The organism is Deltaproteobacteria bacterium (assembly GCA_003194485.1).
Taxonomy (GTDB): domain Bacteria; phylum Desulfobacterota; class Dissulfuribacteria; order Dissulfuribacterales; family UBA3076; genus UBA3076.
In genome coordinates, this window is the sequence record PQXD01000004.1 from 54,297 (window position 1) to 74,844 (window position 20,548).

Genomic DNA, 20,548 nt, shown 5'->3' on the forward strand with positions numbered 1-20,548 from the left:
TACCACTTTCAGGTCATTTTTTGTTAGTTGTGCTTTACTGCGACAATGTAATTTTACTCGCGATCGAAACCCTTCGAAAGGCTATCCTTTTCAGCAGTGAAGTACCTGAACAATTCGTCTGCGATAGTAATATGTCCAAGGGGAGTCCAGTGCTGGTCATAGGTGTAGTAGACCTGACGACCTCCCGCAGCCATTTTCTGCAACGCGGCAGTAGTGCTGACAAATTCGATGTCCTGGTTTTGGCAAAATTCGCGCAAGACTTTCTCCTGGGTCCCCAATCGGTCGTACAGTTTGTTCTTGAATTCTTCAGGCGGAGGCAGCCCGCGTTTTTTGAATGAAGCAAAGGCATGCAGATGTTCCGGTGAAATGTTTTCTTTTACCAAAGGCATTACTACATGGGGTTTGCTGGGGGCATATGCGAAAACCAGGCGGATCCCCTCCCGATCGCAGATATCTTTGATCATTTTAAAAACCTTGGCCGCGCTGGTCCAGCCAACGGATTGTCGAAATTCGCATTCGGTCCAATATAGGCGTGTCAGACGCTTGGGCCTGAAAGCATAGTACTTGGCATCAGGACCAGAGGGCACCTCAACAGGCATCCAGGAGAGTATTTCAACACCGGGGACCGGGCCGTGGGCATTGATGGGGCCCAGGTACTTGATAAATGCGGTTTTGAAACCCATTACAACAGGAGAATATTTGATGGCCTTCTCAATCCTTTTACCCAAAGGTTGTTCCGGGCTGGTCGAACCCTTTTTAAGTCTGATGCCTTTAAAGTCATTTCCTTCGTAAATCATGAAGATAGCAATCTTTGGTTTGAGATCCAGGCCAAAAGCACGAAATACGTTAAGATAATAGTCCGGCCGACCGCCCGAAATCCCCAGATTGTAGACGTTGCGGTTCAGTTTTTTCCCCAAGAGAACAGGCCACGGCTCATCGTCGGATACCCGTGACCCTTCTGTGAAAGAATCACCCACTGTAACAATATCGTACTGCTCAAAACTGGTGAGGTTCCGGTATCCACGGGCATCGACCGTTAGGGTGAGGTCAACCGCAGGGTATCCTTGTGGGGCATCGGGATAGGAGCGGGCAGCAGGCGGGACATCGGCGTAACGGACTCTGTAAAGTCTGTTAGGGGGACGGTGGCGTACAACATCATGGATCTGGTCCCCTCCCGGCCAATCCTTTCGGAATTTTACTTCCTTTTCGACATAACGCGGTTTGCGAGTAAGCTGTCCCAGGATATGGGTCGCCAGCGTGGCAAGGATAACCGAAAACACGAGGGCTACAACACGAAAGGCCACTTGTTTACTGCTGAGCTTTATCGAGGCCCAAAGGGCATAAGCAGCAAGCCAAAGGATCGGCGTGAGAAAAAAGAAAAGGGAAAACCTCTCCACGGAGTATCTGCCAAGCAGGACATGGCGGTGTCGCGCAATCAGCTCCACGACATTGCTGGGAAAAAACCAAATGCAAAAACTGAGCAATACAATACCCAGCCCCAAACAGATTTTGATTCGCTTTCCCCTTACTTTTTCCATTTCGCTTGCAATGACAATTACGCATGCAGTAATCTGCGAAATCTATGGATTAAAACAGGGCATAGATAAATGGTGCCACTGCACTACTCTCCGTGAAAACAATCAGTGCACCTAAAAGGACAAGAACCAACACAATGGGCAATAGCCAATAACGCTTGCTGACCTTCAGGAATTCCCAGAATTCGGTTATGATGGATTGATTCGCCATATCTCTCTCCTAATATCGTTTTATAAACCGTTCCTTGGGTTGCGCAGGTTCCGCGCGGTCTACCCAGTAAGACGAAGTCTCTCTATCAGGCATTACAGGAAGTGGGCGCCCGCCAAAAATCCGCTTTATAAGAGCCGAAGGGGTAATCACCAGATAGTATGCCAGGGTGAGAATCAAGACGGTTACAATTGTTCCCAGGAAGTGAGCAATTTTTAGCCATCCAGCATAGATAGGCCTTAAGCGGGAAGGAACCAAAATGAAACCACACCCTAAAATAGATAATAAACCAAAGATGTAAAAAGGAACAAGTCTTTTGCTCCAAAGCCCCAAAGCGCACAGAGACCCAAACAAGACAAAGGCAACTAGTCCGAATCTCCGGATTTCTCTGCTGTCAGTCGAGTTCCAGTTCATTACGCCAGTCTCCCTTTTCTTCCCAGGACGGTTGTTCCTTCTTAAACAATATACAGTCTTCCATGACCAGCACATCCATATCTGTGCGCATAAAACACCGGTAAGCGTCCTGCGGCGTGCAGATGATGGGCTCTCCTCGGACATTGAAACTCGTATTGACTATCACTGCACAGCCGGTCAATCTCTCAAATTCTGAGATGACGGCGTGATAGTCAGGCTTCTGTTTTTGATTTACTGTCTGGAGGCGGGCAGAATAATCCAAGTGAGTGACGGCCGGTATGTCGCTTCTTTTCACCTTGAGGCGTTCCAGCATTGACATTCCCTCACCAAAGGGCTGAGGAAGACGTCTTTCCTCCCTGACACCCGCAACCAGAAGCATATACGGGTTTGGCCTGTCTACGTCAAAGTATTCGGAGGCCTTTTCCTCTAATACAGAAGGGGCAAACGGCCTGAAAGATTCCCGGTACTTTATTTTAAGGTTCATGACGGTCTGGGTATCTTCCCGCCTGGGGTCTCCAAGAATGCTCCTCGCCCCCAAAGCCCTTGGCCCAAACTCCATGCGTCCCGTCATGTATCCCACGATCTTTCCTTCAGAGATCTGCTCGGCAATGATTTTGGCTCTCTTACCTGAGTCGAGTTCATGATAGGGGTAATTTTCGCTTTTAAGAAACATTTTGACTGCTTCATTGGAAAAAGAAGGTCCGAGATATGATCCCTGCTGACTATCATAGCCTATAGGATCCGGCCTTTTATTTACAAGATACCGGTGCCAAACGGATAGGGCTGCTCCCAGCGCTCCACCGGCATCTCCAGCAGCAGGCTGTATCCATATATCTTCAAAGGGACCTTCCCTCAGTATCCGGCCGTTGGCAACACAGTTAAGGGCCACCCCACCCGCAAGGCAGAGATTTTTTTGATTTGTTTCTTTGTAAACATGGTTTGCCATTCTTAAGACGGTTTCTTCGATAACGGCTTGAATACTTGCAGCAATGTCCATTTCCCTTTGGGTGATGTCCGTTTCAGGTCTGCGGCGAGGGCCGCCAAAGAGTTTGGCAAAGCGCCTGTTCGTCATGCGCAGGCCGCCCAGGAAATCAAAGTAAGAGAGATTTAACCGGACGGAGCCATCTTCTTTCAGATCTACCAATTCCGAGAGGATGAGATCTTTGTACCGGGGCACGCCGTATGGGGCCAGACCCATGAGCTTGTATTCGCCGGAGTTGACTTTGAACCCGCAAAAATAAGTAAAGGCGGAATAAAGCAACCCGAGAGAATCGGGGAAATGGAGCTCTTTCAGCAAAGTAATGTCCTCATCCTTTCCAAATCCGCAACTTGCAGTAGCCCATTCCCCCACGCCGTCAATGGTCAAAATGGCCGCCTCTTTAAAGGGCGACGGATAAAAGGCAGAGGCCGCGTGGGCTTCATGGTGCTCAGTAAAGAGGATATCCCCTTCATAGCCTGTTTCTCTGTATATAATTCTTGGAATATGCAGCTTCTGCCCGAGCCACAGAGGCATGGCCTCCAGCCAGGAGCGAAGGCCTCTAGGGGCTACTGTCAAGTAACTCATGAGGAGACGTTCAAAAGTCAGGAAGGGTTTGTCATAGAAAACCACGTGATCCAGGTCTTGAATCGCAATGCCTGCTTCCTCTAAACAATACTTGATCGCGTTTTTCGGGAATTTCGGGTCATGTTTTTTTCGTGTGAATCGCTCCTCCTGGACCGCGGCCAGAATATCGCCGTCTCGGACAAGACAGGCAGCGCTGTCATGGTAAAAACATGAGATACCGAGTATGTATGTGCTATCCCTCATTGCTCCTTATCTTATCCTTCAATGTGATTATTCGCTTCCTGTCCGCAGGCTGCCAAGAAATGCTGACGATTACGTATAGTATGGAAAATATTACAGCCCGTGTTTAAGTGTATGACGCCTGATACGCTCACTTTTCCTGAGTACTGAGTGCCAGAGCGGAATCATCCCTCTTCTGGAATGATAAACTGAATTGTAAGTCTTCCAGAAACGCTGTATATCCTGCCTGGTTAAGTATTGTGCCGAGGAAAAGTGCAGTTGAGCAAGGTCTTTTACCTGCCATCTCCTGGGCAGCCTTCTATAACGTTCCACTCGCTGCAGGTCTATGAGGGTCAGAGGCAGGCCGTCCTGCTCTGAGCCGCACAGAAAGTGGCAGAGGTATAGATCCTGATGGTGCAGTCCCTCTGCGTGCATCCTTGCCACGATATTCGCTACTTCTTCAATGATCCTATGTTTTGCCGAAATGGCTTGTGTGTTTCTATGAGACCCTTCCCCAAAATTCCTTTCTGCCCACTCACTGAGTCTCATCACATGACTCACACCCTCTGAGAGGACCAAGGAACTCTCACCATCCTGGCCCCAGGCCACCGGTACAGGCCCGGGAAGGCCAAGCTGTAAAAAAATCCACATGGCATGCCACTCCTGCCCGGCACCAGGAGCCGGACGCCTCAGCCTGAGATATGCCTTCAACCTTTCCCGTATCTTGGGCAACGTATAGCGTTTAAGAAAAAAAGCCCTTTTTTCTCCGCTCTCCGTTTCGAGATCAAGCCGAACGGTATTTCGCTCTTTAATGGCACACTTTGCCACCGCGTGTCCCGGGTGCGACATCAGCGCCTTAAAAGTTGCAAGACCATTGGATTCAAGGAGCGGGAGAAACGCCCTGTTGACCTCAAGCCTACCTCCATCTATTATTGCAATCTTCGAGTTATTCATACAAGATCTTTTTATCGGTTTTCCCTTTGAATTCTGCGAAGGAAAAGGTAAGCTATTCTCCCGTGTATCACAATATTTTCTGCCGCTTTGGACCCGTCCGTAGCGGTATCGAAAGCCTACAAGCCGTTGGGTCAATTATCAAGTTGCACTATAATAAAGAAAATCGTGTAAACATCAAAGAACTACCTTTCCAAGATAGATACCACTTAAATAAATTGTAAAAACACAGGCAATATAATATTTCTAAAGCAACTATTGGCCAGTTAACACTATTTAACGCTATATCATGTGCGGAATAGCAGGATACTCCTTAAAAGAAAACAGCCTATCAGGTACTCAAAGGCGTCTTGAGGAGGCATCTTCTCTTCTCTCGCATAGAGGACCTGACGGAAGCGGCATCTATTTTGACAATAGGACAGGTCTTGCCCACAAAAGACTGGCAATCATCGATATCAAAGGAGGAGCTCAGCCGCTTACGGATGCCACAGGAGAAATAACAGTAATTTTTAACGGTGAAATCTACAACTTTTCAGAGCTGAAACACGAGCTCGAAAAAAAGGGGTGTGTTTTCACCACGCGCTCAGATACAGAGGTGCTGGCAAATATCATCAGGATATATGGCAAGGCAGGCATTGAAAAACTAAAAGGAATGTTTGCTTTCTGTGCGCTTGACCATAACAGTGAAAGGGTTCTTGTTGTGCGGGACAGGCTTGGAGTAAAACCTCTATTCTATGTTGAAAACAGTTCCGGTTTTTTCTTTGCGTCGGAAATTCCGGCACTTCTTACACTTTCCGGATGTGACAGGAAGATTGATCCTGACGCCCTGGACCTGTTTTTGAGCCTTCGCTACGTCCCTCATCCCTTCTGTGCATTTAAAGAAATCAGAAGGCTTCCTCCCGGATATCTCCTGGAAGTGGAAAAAGGCAGAATAATTAACAATGCTCCATTCTGGTCAATGAATCCGGCAAAGAAAAACATGGATTACGGGCAGGCCTGTATTGAAACAAAAGAGCGTTTTGATCAGGCTGTGGTCAGACGTCTGGTATCAGATGTGCCCCTGGGGGCGTTTCTTTCAGGTGGCATTGATTCTTCCCTCACTGTTGCCGCCATGGCACTGCGAGGGCCGGTAAAGACCTTTTCAATAGGTTTTGAAGATGAGAAGTTCAATGAACTGCCTTATGCCAGACAGATTGCAGATCATCTGAACACGGATCACCATGAGTTTTATCTATCCTCGGAGTCCCTTTTAGAAGGACCGGAGATCCTTGCCCTGTTTGGAGAACCCTTTTCTAATGAAACGGCTATTCCCCTCTACTTCCTGAGCAAATTTGCATCAGGAGAAGTCAAGGTCGCCCTTACAGGAGACGGGGGCGATGAGGCTTTTGGAGGATACAAGCGCTATGGCCACTGTATATTCATTAAAAGACTTGAAAGACTGTCTCTCCGGCATCCTTACTGCCAGCTAAGAAAAATCAGCACCTGGGCAGAGAGCATCCTGAACCGCAGACGCAAAAAAAAGAGTTTTCCTGCAAGGTCTGCCGACAGAGCGCTTCTGCTTAATCAGCCGATGCGCTATCTTGCCTTTCTTGAAATCTTTCCTTCAAGCTCCAGAAAGTTGCTGTTTAATCCAAGCGGTCCCCTGGCGGGAAAAACCGTGCATCCCACTGCCATTGATCTAATTGGATCATTCTACAACCAAATCAGAGACGACGAACTTGACAGGCTCCAGATTACCGATATAAACACCTATCTCCCCGGAGACATCCTGTTTTATTCCGATCACATGAGCATGGCCCACGGACTTGAATTGAGATCTCCCTTTCTTGATCATGATGTTCTGGAATTTGCCCTTAGCCTTCCATCAGAATACCGCATGACAACGGACAGAAAGGGAAAACGCATCCTGAGAGATGCCTTTTCCGACCGTATTTCAAAAGCCATGTTCGAAAGACCTAAAAAGGGATTCTCCATACCCCTGGCCCGGTGGATTGGGGGACCGCTGAAAAACAAGGTGCAAGAAGTAATTATGGATGCCCCGGATGACTTCTACAGGCTTTTTGAAAAACAGGGTGTATCCAATCTGCTCAGCTCTGAAATTGGAAAAAATGGACTTAAGGCACGCCAGTTGTGGTCACTTTTCATCCTGGCCAAGTGGATGGCCCAGTTCAAGGCGGTGCTGCCATGAAACTCTTAAACAAGGCAGCATGGAAGGCTGTTCTGATCACAAAGGGGAAGAAAAAGGAAAGAAAAAAAACAGTCAATGAACTTAACCCCGACAAGATCAGTAATGTATTGGCAGTTTCCTCAACTGCCATAGGAGACACCCTGCTCTCCACACCAGCGGTGAGAACTACGCACCGCATTCTTCCAAATGCATCCATAGATTTCATGGTCAGGGAAAAATTTTCCGTACTTTTTGAAAACAATCCTGATATCAGGTCAGTAGTTCCCTATTACGGAGGGTACAAGAGATTGTTTTCCCTGTTAAACAGAATCAAGTCGGGAAATTACGATCTGTGTCTGGTATTTCATGACAGTGATCCCTGCCCTGTTCAGGCCGCCTACCTGGCCCGGATTCCTTTTATTGCCCGTATCGGTTTTAAGGATGAAACCGTTGCCCCGTTTCTTAATGTAAGGGTCCCATACAGAGATGAAGTACATGTAATAGAACAGAGGCTCGACGTGTTACGCACACTTTTCAAGGTAAAACTTGATTCCCCACGAGATAAGCGTCTGGTACTGCATGTAGTGGTTGAAGAGGTAGAAACATTTTGGGATGATCTGCTTAATGGCCTGGGACGCAACTATGCAAAAAACAAAAGAATAGGATTTCAGATATCTGCCTCAAGACCATATAAGGCGTGGCCAAAGAGGCACTTTTCAGAACTTGGGAAGAGACTCTTGGCTGATTCAGAAGATGTTAATATCATACTGTTCGGAGGACCTGGAGATGAAAAGATTGGCAAGGAGATAGCTGAAGGGATAACAACTGTCTCCAGTCGGAAATCCAGAATAATCAACCTTGCAGGGCGCCTGCCCCTGAAAGAGCTGCCTGCCGCGCTCAAAGGGCTGGATCTCTTTATAACCAATGATACAGGCCCTTTTCATATTGCAGTGGCACTGAAGACCCCTACAATATCTCTTTTTGTGCCAAGTACTGCGCGTCATACAGGACCATACCAGGACCTCGAAATCCACAAGGTCATAAGGAAGCCTAAACCATGCTCGCCATGTATTCAAAAATATTGTAATGATCCAAACTGCATGTCCATAATCAGTGTTGAAGAGGTATTCCGGGCCGCAAAAACCAGTTTGAGCCAAAGAGCTTTTCTTGAAGTATAAAACGTAAGGACAAAATGATCAAAATTCTTTATGCGTATCCAGAGCCTCTACCATCACAGAAGGCCCGGTGCGTGCAGGTAGTAGGTACCTGCACTGCTCTGGCAAAGTTTTTACCCATTACTCTTGTAGCAGAAATTGTCGGAGATATTTTCAGTTGGTTTGATCTTGAAAAACCTAAAGGAATGGAGGTAATTGACCTTAAAAGAAAAATAGGTCCTTTTGTCTCGAACAAGTGGTTTTCACTCAGGCTCAGGCAAATGTTAAGAAGTATTAGGCCGGACTTACTCTGGCTTAGACACCCTAGACTGGCCCGTGACCTTGCGGGCAAGGGGCTCCCAGTTGTCTATGAGCTTCATGAAATTTTCAGTGATAAACATCCTGACCGTACAGATCTATTTCGAATGGAGAAAGAACTTTGCCAAATGGTCAAGGGAATAGCCTGTGTCAACCGGAATCTCAAATATAGATGGCAGGAGCTATACGGGAATGTTCCAATTTCCATAATCCCTAATGCCACTTTTTATGATAAGAATTTGGAAAAAGGACTTGTTCCCGGTCCGGTAGATACCATATGCTACGTGGGCACTGCCTATTATAAATGGAAAGGACTTAAGACCCTTATTGACTCTCTTGAGCTCCTTGAAGGCATCAAGCTCATTCTGGTCGGCGACATTCTCAAAGAAAAACTGCCTGATCATATCAAAAATAGAGTGAAATGCCTAGGATACCTCTCAAACCCGGAGGCTAGGGCCGTGTTAAAAGAGGCCCAAATAACAATACTTCCAAATTCAGCAGATACTGTTTTTAGTCGATCTTACACCTTTCCATTAAAACTTCTCGAATACATGGCCGCCAAAACCGCCATTGTTGCCTCTGATCTTCCCAGTATTCGTGAAATTGTCACAGAGGACGAGGTCCTTTTCTTTGAGCCTGATGACGCGGTTTCGTTAGCCAACGCAGTCGCCAGACTGTCAAAAGATTCAAAATTGAGGCACAAATTGGCCTTGTCTGCATGGCGAAAAGCAGAGCGTTATTCTTGGGAGGCCAGGGCAGAAAAAATCAAGGTCTTTATCAAATCATTTACATGAAAATGTCAGCTCGACCTCCAATACTATCTGATTCCAGAGACGGGGATGCCTTTGGCACCGACTTTGACCTTGAAAAGCTTTTGAGTTCAAACGAAACGTTACTTGTAAAGGAAACGCCGAGAAGGAGAGTTTACTGCAATAGAGATCTTTTCATAAAGGTATTTTTGCTTAAGCCGCCTGTTCTGAGACTTCGTGATCCTGGAAAAAAGGAATGGACAATTGCCAAGGCATTACATCAGCACGGCCTAACTGCCCCTCCACTGGCTCACGGTTCATCAAAGGAGTGTAGCTATTTTGTGACAAAAAAGGCAATCGGCCAAGACCTTGAGTCCTTTTTGGAATCAACCTGGCCTAACCTGCAACTCAGGGAAAAACGGGACGTTATTTACTCTTTTTATCAATTGATCACCGAACTTTCAAATGCCGGACTTTTCCAGCCTGACTTCCACCTAAACAATGTGATATATGACCATGAGAAAAGATGTTTTTTCATAATTGATCTTCACAGAGCACATCTTCGTTCAAGGCCACTCTTGACAAAAGAGCGCCTTAAACAATTAAGCTATATATTGCCTCCATTTTGGGGCAAGGTTTCTCGCCGTGAAATATTGAGGTTAGTTGCCATATTGTCGCATGATTGGGTTGAACTTAAGGCCAGGTCAGTGAGATTTCAGGTACAAGAGCATGCTTTTTCCCGTATGAGACGCCATTGGTCAAAAAAAGGCCTTGGACGCATACAGAGATCTCTCAAACAAAAACGCAATAATAAAAAATTCCTGTTGTCATCGCGTCAAACCCCGAACGAGGTTATTAGATTTATTGAGGATCTTTCTAATAAAAATATTCCAATAAAAAAAGGCACTATCAAGAATTCAAGACACACAATGGCTGTCAAAATAGAGATAGGAGGATCTCCTTATTTCCTGAAAATATACAGATGCTCAGGCCATCTTAATGCCTGCTCATATCTTTTTAGGACTTCAAGAGCGATCAAGACATGGAATATTTCATGGGAGTTTATAGTCCGTCATATCCCGACTCCATTGCCTCTGGCCGCTGTTGACATGGGAGACCCCTGGAATGAAATTTACGGTGCAGCAATTTATGTATGGATTGGCGCAGGTAGGCACAATACAGACATGATAAGAAAAACCTTGAAAGACTATGAAGCCGCACCAGGTTTTCTGTCAAAGCTCTCTGATTTCGTGTGGGAAATGCATGAAAAAGGTGTGTTTCACGGAGACTGCAAAATATCAAATTTCTATTTTGATTTATCAAGTCCTACAACATTTACAATTTTTGATCTTGACGGAGCAAAAATAAAAAAACGGCTTTCAGACAGAGAAAGGCTCTCAGACCTAATCAATCTTTGTGCCTCCCTTGAATGGTGGGAAGTCCGTGATAAACTGACAAAACAAATTTTTGAATACTATACAAGAAGATGTATTAACTGGGCAGGAAGACAGGATCTGCTTCATTTGCTTGAAACTAAAGTGACAGAGAAGATTCATAAAAAGAGGCTAAGGATAGATCAGAAAACAGCAAAAAGACCGAAACCATATGATGTCTGATACCATAAAGGAAGCAGTACCTCAAGAAAAACTCGTCCTTTTACCATTTTATATTTTTAAAAATAACGTCTTTACGAATATTGGATTTGTATTGTTCTACTATCTGAAACATTCTCTCCAACACGTGGTGTGTAAGATAATGGGGTTTGACGCCAAGATCGATCAACCCGTGGTAAGTAGGATTGTAATAGTGGTCCTCAGCTTCTTTGCGGGGATTTTCAAGGTGATCGATTTTTACCTCATAACCAAGTTTTATGCCAACCTCCCTGACCTTTTCAGCCAAATCATTAACACTGAAGGTTTCCATGATCTGGTTTAAAATACGCAACTCTCCTTTTTTGGCCGGCGTTTTTTCCGACGCATGAACACATTGCAAGGTGTCGGTGATATTCAGATAACCACGGGTTTGTCCTCCTTTCCCATAAACCGTCAGTGGATAACCGACTATGGCCTGGACAATAAATCGATTTAAGACCGTCCCAAAAATTTCATCGTAATTAAAAATCGTACGCAGACTTTCATCAATTTTTGATTCTTCGGTTTCTATGCCGTATACTGGACCCTGCATCAGATCTGTTACGCGTAGGCCCCACGTCCGTATACCAAACCACATCAAATCGGTATCCATGATTTTAGTAGTATGATACAGAGAACTAGCCTGGCGGGGAAAAAGAAATTTATCCTTTCTTCCTTTATGATCAATTTCGATCCATCCTTCCTCTATATCAATATTCGGCGTGCCATATTCTCCCATGGTGCCGATGTGGATGATGTGCGTATCAGGGCTAAAATCTTTTATCGCGAACATCAGATTATTCGTGATGATCAGGTTATTGGCAATGGTTACGTTTGCGTATTTGTAGTTGATCAATGAATATGGAGCGGAAGGCTGTTCGGCGTAATGGATCACGGTTTCAGGGACCCCTGTGTATGTTTTCTTTATGGCCCAAGTGTATTCTATCGTTCCATTGAAAAGCGAGCGCACAAGTTCGGGATTGGTAAGATCGCCAATTACAACCTTAATTTCACGTCCTGTATGTTTATACCAGATTTTAGAACGCTGAATCAGGGTAGGTAGAGGATACAGCATGCCCACATCAAGTTCGGTGCAGGCATTGCGGCGGAAATAATTATCTACTACTGTTACATCGTATCCCCTTTGAGAAAAATACATGGCTGTTGGCCAGCCGAGATATCCGTCGCCACCCAGAATAAGAACATGCATACCTCCTCCTTTTATGGCCAGTATCTTTTACCCGGGTGCTCGGATTTCTCATACTGCAAATCAAGCAAGTTGTTATTTGTCAGAAACTCCTCGATCTTTTTCGGAGACATGATTTTCTCTTGGGAAGAAACGTACGGATGTTCCACCTTCATGGAAATGACGTTTGGATAATCATATTGGATTTCTCTGTAGATGCTGCGAAATGCCGGCAACACAACAAAATAATCATCCAACTCCAGTGCTCTGCGCGTCTCTTCTTTACTCATAAGTTCTTCATACATTTTTTCACCAGGCTTTGTTCCGATTATCTTAATGGTAATTTTTTCAGCATCGTGGCCGAATTTTGGTGCTAAAAGCCTGATCATGGCGTGAGCCAAATCTACTATCCTCAATACCGGCATTTTGGTTATAAAAACTTCACCCCCCCTTGCTAAAAAATTAGAGTCAATCACTAACTTAACAGCCTGGGAGATACTCATAATAAACCTGGTCATTTCTGGATGTGTTAGGGTAACCGGTCCACCCTGACGGATTTGCTCAACAAAGATGGGCACCACGGATCCTCGTGAACCCAATACGTTACCAAATCGCGTCGAAGTAAAAATAGGTCCATCGCCGCGCTGGTTACTATTTGCTGCTGTCATCAGTCGTTCACCCATCAGCTTGGATGTTCCCATGACACTGGTGGGATTTACTGCCTTGTCCGAGCTGGTAAAAATAATTCTTTTGACTTTATTTTCATAAGCCGCATGGATAATGTTCTGAACACCTTGGATATTTGTTTGAACCGCTTCAAATGGAGAGCGTTCGCACAAAATAACATGCTTAAATGCAGCAACATGAAAAACAACGTCAATCCCGCGCATACGCCGTATGACTTTTTCGCGGTCACGAATATCGCCGAGGGCAAATTGGGCATTACCCAATTTTGAGAACTTTTGTTCCAGTGAGAAAAGTTCGCTCTCGTTGTTATCTATGGCTACGACCTCGCCCACCTGATAAACTTCGAAAAGCTGTCGCACCAGCTCACGCCCCACTGTGCCACAAGCACCGGTGACAAGGACACGCTTGTTGTTTAAGTAAAGATTATCTGTCACTAAATTATTTTAAGAGCATGTTGCCCATAAACCATTTCAGTATAGCTTTCAGTCCCTTTTCAATATCCCATCTCGGCTCCCAATGCAATACCGTCCATGCCTCAGAGATATCAGAGAAATTACGCTTTACTTCTCCAGCCCGTAGCTCGGCTTAGCAAGTGACCTGAGACACTTTGAGAATACGCTTACTCCTCAGCTATTCAGGAAATTTGTTGATATACCGGGAAGGGATGTTTATGATGATAAACTCGTAGAAATCGTTTGGACGGCATGATTAGGGAAAATTTCGGCGCTTTTCGTATCTGTGAAAATGGGTGTTAAAAAATCTGCGCGAAGGGGTAGGAACCAGATTAAAGAGAAAACGGAATGCATGCTGAACGTCTCTTGAAATCCTTTTTCTTTATTCTCCTGGTAATTATCCCCTTTCATATAGGAGGCACCGCCCCAAGAAAGGTCCTTTCCATTCTCATAATTATTACATGCTTGTATGCCATTGCCAGTTCCGGCGAAAATAAATTTAGTAAAGCATGCGCTCTTTTACGCGAGTTTTTTCGCCATCCTCTCTCCTGGGCATTGGGATTTCTATCTGTCACTGCGTTTATATCCATATTCATGAGCCCGGACCCGGAATATTCTCTCAGGATATTTTGTAGTGAATATCTACTGAATTTTGGTATGTTCATTTCACTGCTCCTCTTCTCTGAAAAATATGGAAGAAAGACTAACTGGCTGGAGATAGTGACTGCTGCCAATGTGGTTTTTTTGGTTTTTTACCTGGGACTCATGTCACAGTGGCTTTTTAGTCAAGGTGAATTCTGGTTCCTGGACACCGATACAAATCTTGAGTCGGCCGGTATCGGAGATAGAATTTTTATTTTTAGTTATTCAAATACACTTTTTAATGGAATCACGCACATCAGCATATATTTAATCCTTCTAGTAGCTGTGGCCTTCATATATCTGGTGAGGCATCAATACAGAACCAGAAGTCTGATACTCTTGCTTCTCAATCTGTTTGCGCTGATATCAACCACACGGCGTGGAGCTATCATCTCTGTCTTTGCCGGCATGGCTGTATCACCCCTTTTTTTCAGCTCAGCCAAGAGATATTTCGCCATCTTCTCCCTGCTTTTCTGTCTTACTGTTTCTGCGCTATTTATTTCTGACAAGACGGAGTATTTCATAAGAGAGGACTGGAAGCTCATGTTTCAAGGGGAAGTGCGTAAAGCAAAAGATATGGGAGGTTCCATTCCATTAAGGATATATACATACCTGACCTTTACAAAGGAAGTCTTGAAACACCCTTTTACAGGGACCGGGCTTGGAAGAAGAAATATTAAGCGGCTCATGCCGGACATTATAAAAGAAGCCGGACTGGTTCATGGCCATAATGCATTTCTTGAGAGGGCTATTGAGACAGGAATACAGGGTGCTCTGGCGCTCCTGATTACAATAATAATCCAGGCAAGAATGCTGTGGTACTGCTGGATGGATAATGATCACCCTGAAATCAAAGGACTTATGGCTACAGGTCTGTTATTCATGATCATGTTTTGGGGAACCAACATGTTCACTGATGGCTTTCGACATGGATCATCAACGTTATACTGGCTGTTTATGGCAGTTCCGACCGGCATAGCATATGCTGATGTTCAAAGAAATGGCTGAAATCTTAATACCAAAAGGCCCTATCAATTGCCTGTACCTGCTGGATGATCCATCGCGCGACAAACATGTCCACTATTACCTATTGAAAGGCCTGGTAAGAAGCGGCTTTAACCCCGTGATAGGCTATTTTTACGGAGACAGCAATGATTCCAGGATGACAGGAAATGGAATTTCTGCGATTTCGCTTGGACTTACAAAAGAACAGTTCAGACATTTTAATCCTTTTACTGTATTCAAACTCCGCAATCTTATAAAAAGAAACCATATTTCCATTATTCACTGTTACCGCTATAAACCTCTTGTAAATGCCTCTCTCGCCACGTACGGGAATGATGCATCAACATTAATTTACACTTTGGGAGATACAAACATATTTAGGAATTGGCATAGAAGATTTATATTTAATCATCTGTGCAAAAAAATAGACAAAGTTATATGCATAAGCGAAGCAATAAAGAATTATATGCTCTGCAACGCACCGTTTCTTTTGCCTGAAAAACTGATCATAATCCATAATGGAATTGACACAAGCACCTATGACATTGCCATGGGTCAAGAGAAGGCCAGAGAAAAGCTGAATCTTCCGAAAAGAGGTTTCTTGTTCGGCATAGTTGCCAGGCTGAAAAAGGCCAAAGGCCACAGCGTCCTGTTACATGCTTTTGCAAAGGTGGCAGACACAGGGCCTGAAGCATTTCTTGTCATTGTTGGAGACGGACCTCTTGAAGAAGAGCTGAAGAGGCAGGTAGATGAACTACGCATCACATCAAGAGTATTTTTCCTCGGCCGTAAAAAACCTGAAGAAGTACCTATCGTTTTAAGAGCTTTAGACTGTTTTGTTCATCCTTCAAGGAGGGAGGGGCTGGGAATGGCAATTCTCGAAGCAATGTCAGCGGGCCTTCCGGTAATTGCAACAGAGACAGATGGCATAATAGACATATTCAACACACCTGAAACCATTGGGGCGATGGTTCCATCAAACGATAGCGCAGTCCTGGCCAAATCCATGAGCGACTTCCTCAAAAAGGAGAGGTTAGAACTGAAATTAATAGGCAAAAAGGCCCAATATCATGTGGCTGAAAATTTCAGCCGTGAAAAGATGGTTGAAAAAACGGTTAGCATGTATATCCAGTTGGAAACTCTAAAAAAATAGGCTTACCGCACGTTGCATTGAGCGACTCTGGTCGTCTTCGACTGTTAAAGTAACACGGTAATGAGATTTTCTATATGCCTATGCCAAGAAAACTTTTGAGCTACAAGACGTGCCTTTTCACCTAACAACCTTCTCTCTTGTGCAGGAAGTGTTGTAAATGCATTGAGTGCCTCAATTATATTTTTATGGCAGGGCCTTTCCACCACAAGCCAGTGGGCGACTTGTTCAACTATTTCCCCGGCTCCGTTTTGCCTGGTGGTGAGAACCGGAGTGCCGCAGGCCATGGCCTCTAGAGTGGTATTGGCGAATGGGTCGTAATGGGTAGGAAGTATAAAGAGATCTGCCAGGGCATATAATCGTTCTATATCTTTCACATATCCCAGCCACTTAACCCTTTGACCCAGGCCCATTCCTTCTATTCTTTTCTTCAGTTCCCTGTTCCCTCTCGACCCTGCCACAAGCAACATAAAAGGCTGTTCTCTGAACTGGGCAAGAGCGGACAAGAGTTGGCTTAGACCCTTACGGCGCAGGTCGGAGCCTGCAAAAACAAAGATTGTGGCATCATCTGAAATGCCTAATGATTTTTTTGCCAAAACCCGATCCTCATGAGTCATCGGGCGAAAGCGTTTAAGATCCACTCCATTGTAAATAACTGTGACTTTCTCAGCACATGTACTGTAGTAACGTTGCACCTGGCCTTTTACTAACTGTGAATTCGTTACAATGGCCTTGGCCTCTTTGATTGCCCTGGCCTCCATCCAGAGAAGCAGCCTGTGTCTGGGCCTGAGGCGTCTGAACTTGGTACTTTTCTGATAACCCAGGTCCAGCCATGCGGCATGTAACGGATCTGATATTCTAAGGACGTCTACCGGGGCTACTCTTGAAAGGCCATAGCTTTTTTCAAAATTGCCCGCTTTAAGTACCTGTCTGGCATTCAAAAAAAAACTCAAATTCTTAAGAATGCTCCCCCTCCCCCACACAGGGGCCCTGAAGAACGGCAGCCCCGGCAAAAGAGACTTGTCCGCCACTACTGTCACGTTATGGCCCATCTCCGTCAACCAGGTACACACGTTAGCACAGTAAGCTTCAGCCCCTCCAAGCCCAGGTCCGCACTCTCTACGCACTACAGCTATTCTCAATGTCTTATCCCGACCTTTACCTATCTGTGCTTTTGCATTCCTTGTGGGCTTCCTTAGAATCTGTCACAAAATAACCATCCCTTTTTGTGCTGATAGAAGTGAGGTGATAATGAATCCTTCTAATCACTACTGCCCCAGGTCTGATACGGCTCCTGGTAAAGGGTGCTGCTCTCCATCAACTCCAAATGAATACCACGTGACCGTGGTAATCACTATGATGATCCTGCCCTCATTCAAGGAATAAGCAATTACATCTTTGCAGTGTAATCTTCGAGCAGCTTTTTATGTAGACCAAAGGCATAAGCAAGACCTCCTATCAGGCTCGCCGCAATCTGTATGGCAAAAAAACTCAGGCTCAGGGTAAGGGCCTTTTCGGCAGATATGCCCTTGAGCCCCAGGAAGTAGATGAAGCCGCCTTCTCTGATACCTATACCATTAAAGCTTATAGGCAGTATTGTCAGGACTGCTACCAGAGGAAAGGCCGCAAAGTAAAAGGCCGGGGGGGGACTGAGCCCCATGTCCTTTGCCAGGAGAGTCACTGCACCAATACCAAGGGCCTGAAGAATCAGAGACAGGCTCAGGCCTGCGAACAGGGCCTTTGGTTTTTCCCAGAATACCAGGAGTACTGCCAGCCTTTTCCCAATCTCGGGCCAGGCACTGCCGAGAAGCCTATAGGCCAATGGCAGGCCAAGAACTGATGCGATGATGCAGATTCCCGTGACACAAAGAATGTGCTCAAAGTAATAAGGAAGTATGCCATGTCCTATGAGTACGGCACCCGCTCCAAGTAACAACATGGCAGTAAGCCCGAAGAGTCTGTCCGCAACAACGCTATAAGTGGCCCTCAGCTTTTTAGGTTCTCCCCTGGATATAAAGTGCATCTTAAGCACATCCCCGCCAATGCAGGTAGGCAGGAAAAGATTGAAGTAAAGACCTACAAAGTAATACCTGAGGTATGCCGACCAGGGACCGGTAAAATCCAGGGCATGGGCCAGGAAATACCAACGGATACTGCTTATAACCTGGGAGGCCAAATACATCAGAAAGGCAACGGTCCATGCAAAGAATGACAGATCAAGGAAAGCTGCCAGTAAATCATGCGGATTTGTCCTTAATATGAGCCAGGCCAGAAGACAGACACTGAGACCCATTCTCAGCAGGAACTTCATTGTGGCCCTGAGTTTGGCCTTCACTCCAGCACCTTTTGTATTGCTGCCAGGATGATCTCAAAGCCGCGCCCCATTGACTTAAGGCTCTCCAGCAAACGCATTACCAGGGGCTCAATATTTGGCTCTTCGTTGTAGACAGGAACTATGACCGATATCTCCGGATTGTTCTCACTGCTGCTTGGGGATGAATTCATGGCCTTGTCTAATTGTCTGTTTGCCTAAAAGGAGGTTGGCCGTAGCCGTTTACGGGTTCAGGGTTACCGAAAATCTGAACATTTGAACCCCTACCATTCTTTTCGCTATCGCTGGCCCAAGTCTGATACAGCTCCTGGTAAAGGGTGCTGCTCTCCATCAATTCCAAATGGGTCCCGCGGTCCACTATGCAACCCTGGTCGATAACTATGACCTGGTCTGCGTTGATGATGGTTGAAAGCCTGTGGGCAATCACTATTGTAGTCCTGCCCTTCATTACTTCGTCCAGGGCCTTCTGGAACGCATTTTCAGAGACGCTGTCAAGGGCGCTTGTGGCCTCATCCAATATGAGCAAAGGAGGATTCCTGAGCACCGCCCTTGCCAGTGCTATCCTCTGGCGCTGGCCCCCGGACAGATTGAGCCCCCTTTCGTCCAGCACCGTATCATAGCCCTGAGGAAGTGCGGTAATGAAGTCGTGGGCCTGGGCGACTCTTGCCGCCTTCTCCACGTCTTCTGTAGTGACTTCTCCAGATCTGCCTGCCGCAATATTCTCGTATATTGTATCACTGAACAGGACCACGTCCTGAGTGACTATGGCCATCTGGTGTCTCAGATCCGCGAGAGAGATATTGCGGAGATCTATCTCATCCCAGAGTATCCTGCCGGAAGTGGGATTATAGAACCTCGGGATCAGATCAACCAAGGTACTCTTACCTGCCCCGCTGGGTCCGACAATGGCAAAGATCTTACCCGCAGGTATGGTGATATCTATTTCCTGTAAGACCTGCACGTCAGTCCCGGGATAGGAAAAAGAGACGTTTTCATACCTGATCTCCCGGTGCAATCCCTCAAGGGCCTGTCCCCGGCTTTCCTCCTGCTGCTGGTCAAGGAAATGGTCAACCCTTTCAAATATACCAATGGTTTCCTGTAATTGGGTGTAGGCCCCGCCCAGTTTTTTTAGGGGCGCAAAGGCCATGACTATGGCCGTAAGGATGGAGAAGAAGTCTCCGGGGGTCATCTCTCCACTGGCAACAAGGCTGCCGCCATAACCCAGAATTGCCGCAACAGCGAGACCGGAAAGGACCTCTATCAGGAACCTAGTCCCTTCTCTCAGGCGTATAACCCTTGCCATCTGACGATAGGTAGCCTGATTTTCTTTTACAAACTGGGCATCCTTGACCTCCTCCATGCCGAATATCTTTACAATCCTGAGGCCCTGAATAGCCTCGTTCACCCGGTGCGTCAAGATAGCCAGATATCTCTGGACCTTCTTCCGGCGTATTCGCACCAGTCTGGATAGGAAACGGGTCCCCAGGGCAATAAAGGGAAGCAGAATAAAACTCAGCAGGGCCAGCTCCCACCTCCTATAGAGGGCCACTCCCATGAGGGCGATCACAGTTGGTATCTGGAGCAGGAATGACCTCAGGCTCTGGGACAGGACATTACTCAGTGCCCCTACGTCATTCATGAGCCTTGAGAGTATATCCCCGCTGGTGGAACGGGATATAACAGATACAGGCAGGCGAACCAGGTGAGAGAAAAACCGGTTCCTCAGATCACGGACAAGTTTCATGCCGGCCGTCTGCATAAGGTAAGACTGGAGAAAGCTGCATGCACCACGGAGTATAAACAGAATAATAATTCCGAGAGGCAGCAGATATATATATTTGTAATTTCCTTCAACAAAGATTTTGTCCATTGCCGGCTTTACCAGCCAAGCTATGGCTCCATTTATTCCTGAGACGATAAGGCTGAATAGTGTGGCCAGGATTACGCGCGGAGCGTATGGACGGATCAGTGCCACCAACTTCTGCCAGAGGGTCGGATAAACAAGATTGCTTACAGGCTTCTGCCTGTAATTCGAGCCGGGTTCCGGCGGAATCGGGCTATTATCATCATACGGATTCACAGCAGGAGAGAATACACGATAGCCAGCACCATGTCATCAGAATCGAACAGAGGCATTTGTTGCAGAGCCTGTTTTTCTTTGCTATCATATTTTTTTCTGAAATA

General features: G+C 45.9%; 15 protein-coding genes. 6 read left to right on the top strand and 9 right to left on the bottom strand.

From position 1 onward, the window contains the following. Positions 1 to 53: 53 nt before the first annotated feature. From C4B57_03325 to C4B57_03340, 4 genes are all read right to left on the bottom strand, one after another. Positions 54 to 1,538, bottom strand: coding sequence for a hypothetical protein (locus C4B57_03325; protein ID PXF55291.1), 1,485 nt, complete (start codon positions 1,536 to 1,538; stop codon positions 54 to 56). Positions 1,539 to 1,755: 217 nt separating this feature from the next. Beyond that, on the bottom strand, positions 1,756 to 2,157 hold the full coding sequence (locus C4B57_03330) for a hypothetical protein (GenBank protein PXF55292.1): 402 nt from the start codon (positions 2,155 to 2,157) through the stop codon (positions 1,756 to 1,758). After that, a complete protein-coding gene (locus C4B57_03335; GenBank protein ID PXF55293.1) occupies positions 2,138 to 3,964 on the bottom strand; it encodes a hypothetical protein in 1,827 nt (608 codons plus the stop codon). The genes C4B57_03330 and C4B57_03335 overlap by 20 nt, the downstream gene beginning before the upstream one ends. A 90-nt stretch (positions 3,965 to 4,054) precedes the next feature. Continuing rightward, the gene (locus C4B57_03340; GenBank protein ID PXF55294.1) at positions 4,055 to 4,894 is read right to left on the bottom strand and encodes a hypothetical protein; all 840 of its coding nucleotides are present in this window, start codon (positions 4,892 to 4,894) and stop codon (positions 4,055 to 4,057) included. Positions 4,895 to 5,180: 286 nt separating this feature from the next. Between C4B57_03340 and asnB the strand changes: the two genes are divergently transcribed. The 4 genes from asnB to C4B57_03360 are packed head-to-tail and all read left to right on the top strand — an operon-like array spanning position 5,181 to position 10,895. Further along, positions 5,181 to 7,079 carry an asparagine synthase (glutamine-hydrolyzing) gene (gene asnB, locus C4B57_03345; GenBank protein PXF55295.1) on the top strand — a complete coding sequence of 633 codons (1,899 nt, stop codon included), beginning with the start codon at positions 5,181 to 5,183 and terminating at the stop codon, positions 7,077 to 7,079. Next, the gene (locus tag C4B57_03350) at positions 7,076 to 8,236 is read left to right on the top strand and encodes a hypothetical protein (GenBank protein ID PXF55296.1); all 1,161 of its coding nucleotides are present in this window, start codon (positions 7,076 to 7,078) and stop codon (positions 8,234 to 8,236) included. Before asnB ends, C4B57_03350 begins: the two co-directional genes overlap by 4 nt. 14 nt (positions 8,237 to 8,250) lie before the next feature. Then, positions 8,251 to 9,324 (top strand): hypothetical protein, encoded by a 1,074-nt coding sequence (locus C4B57_03355; GenBank protein ID PXF55297.1) that lies wholly within the window; start codon positions 8,251 to 8,253, stop codon positions 9,322 to 9,324. Next, positions 9,249 to 10,895, top strand: a complete 1,647-nt coding sequence (locus tag C4B57_03360) for a hypothetical protein (protein PXF55298.1) — start codon at positions 9,249 to 9,251, stop codon at positions 10,893 to 10,895. The genes C4B57_03355 and C4B57_03360 overlap by 76 nt, the downstream gene beginning before the upstream one ends. Before the next feature lie 40 nt (positions 10,896 to 10,935). On the opposite strand, the gene C4B57_03365 is transcribed toward C4B57_03360, so the two are convergent. Both C4B57_03365 and C4B57_03370 read right to left on the bottom strand, forming a co-directional pair. After that, complete coding sequence (locus C4B57_03365; protein PXF55299.1) at positions 10,936 to 12,120, bottom strand: NAD-dependent dehydratase; 1,185 nt, start codon at positions 12,118 to 12,120, stop codon at positions 10,936 to 10,938. Between the two features lie 11 nt (positions 12,121 to 12,131). Further along, positions 12,132 to 13,217, bottom strand: coding sequence for a capsule biosynthesis protein CapD (locus tag C4B57_03370; GenBank protein PXF55300.1), 1,086 nt, complete (start codon positions 13,215 to 13,217; stop codon positions 12,132 to 12,134). Positions 13,218 to 13,583: 366 nt separating this feature from the next. Here C4B57_03370 and C4B57_03375 point away from each other — a divergent pair, with 366 nt between their 5' ends. Both C4B57_03375 and C4B57_03380 read left to right on the top strand, forming a co-directional pair. Then, entirely contained in the window at positions 13,584 to 14,885 is a 1,302-nt protein-coding gene (locus C4B57_03375; protein PXF55301.1) for a hypothetical protein, read from the top strand. Next, on the top strand, positions 14,860 to 16,035 hold the full coding sequence (locus C4B57_03380; protein ID PXF55302.1) for a hypothetical protein: 1,176 nt from the start codon (positions 14,860 to 14,862) through the stop codon (positions 16,033 to 16,035). Before C4B57_03375 ends, C4B57_03380 begins: the two co-directional genes overlap by 26 nt. A gap of 44 nt (positions 16,036 to 16,079) precedes the next feature. Here C4B57_03380 and C4B57_03385 read toward each other — a convergent pair whose 3' ends face one another. From C4B57_03385 to C4B57_03395, 3 genes are all read right to left on the bottom strand, one after another. After that, the gene (locus C4B57_03385; protein PXF55303.1) at positions 16,080 to 17,174 is read right to left on the bottom strand and encodes a hypothetical protein; all 1,095 of its coding nucleotides are present in this window, start codon (positions 17,172 to 17,174) and stop codon (positions 16,080 to 16,082) included. 248 nt (positions 17,175 to 17,422) lie between these two features. Further along, complete coding sequence (locus C4B57_03390) at positions 17,423 to 18,367, bottom strand: hypothetical protein (GenBank protein PXF55304.1); 945 nt, start codon at positions 18,365 to 18,367, stop codon at positions 17,423 to 17,425. A 178-nt stretch (positions 18,368 to 18,545) separates the two neighbouring features. Next, complete coding sequence (locus C4B57_03395; GenBank protein ID PXF55305.1) at positions 18,546 to 20,444, bottom strand: ABC transporter permease; 1,899 nt, start codon at positions 20,442 to 20,444, stop codon at positions 18,546 to 18,548. Positions 20,445 to 20,548 lie beyond the last annotated feature (104 nt).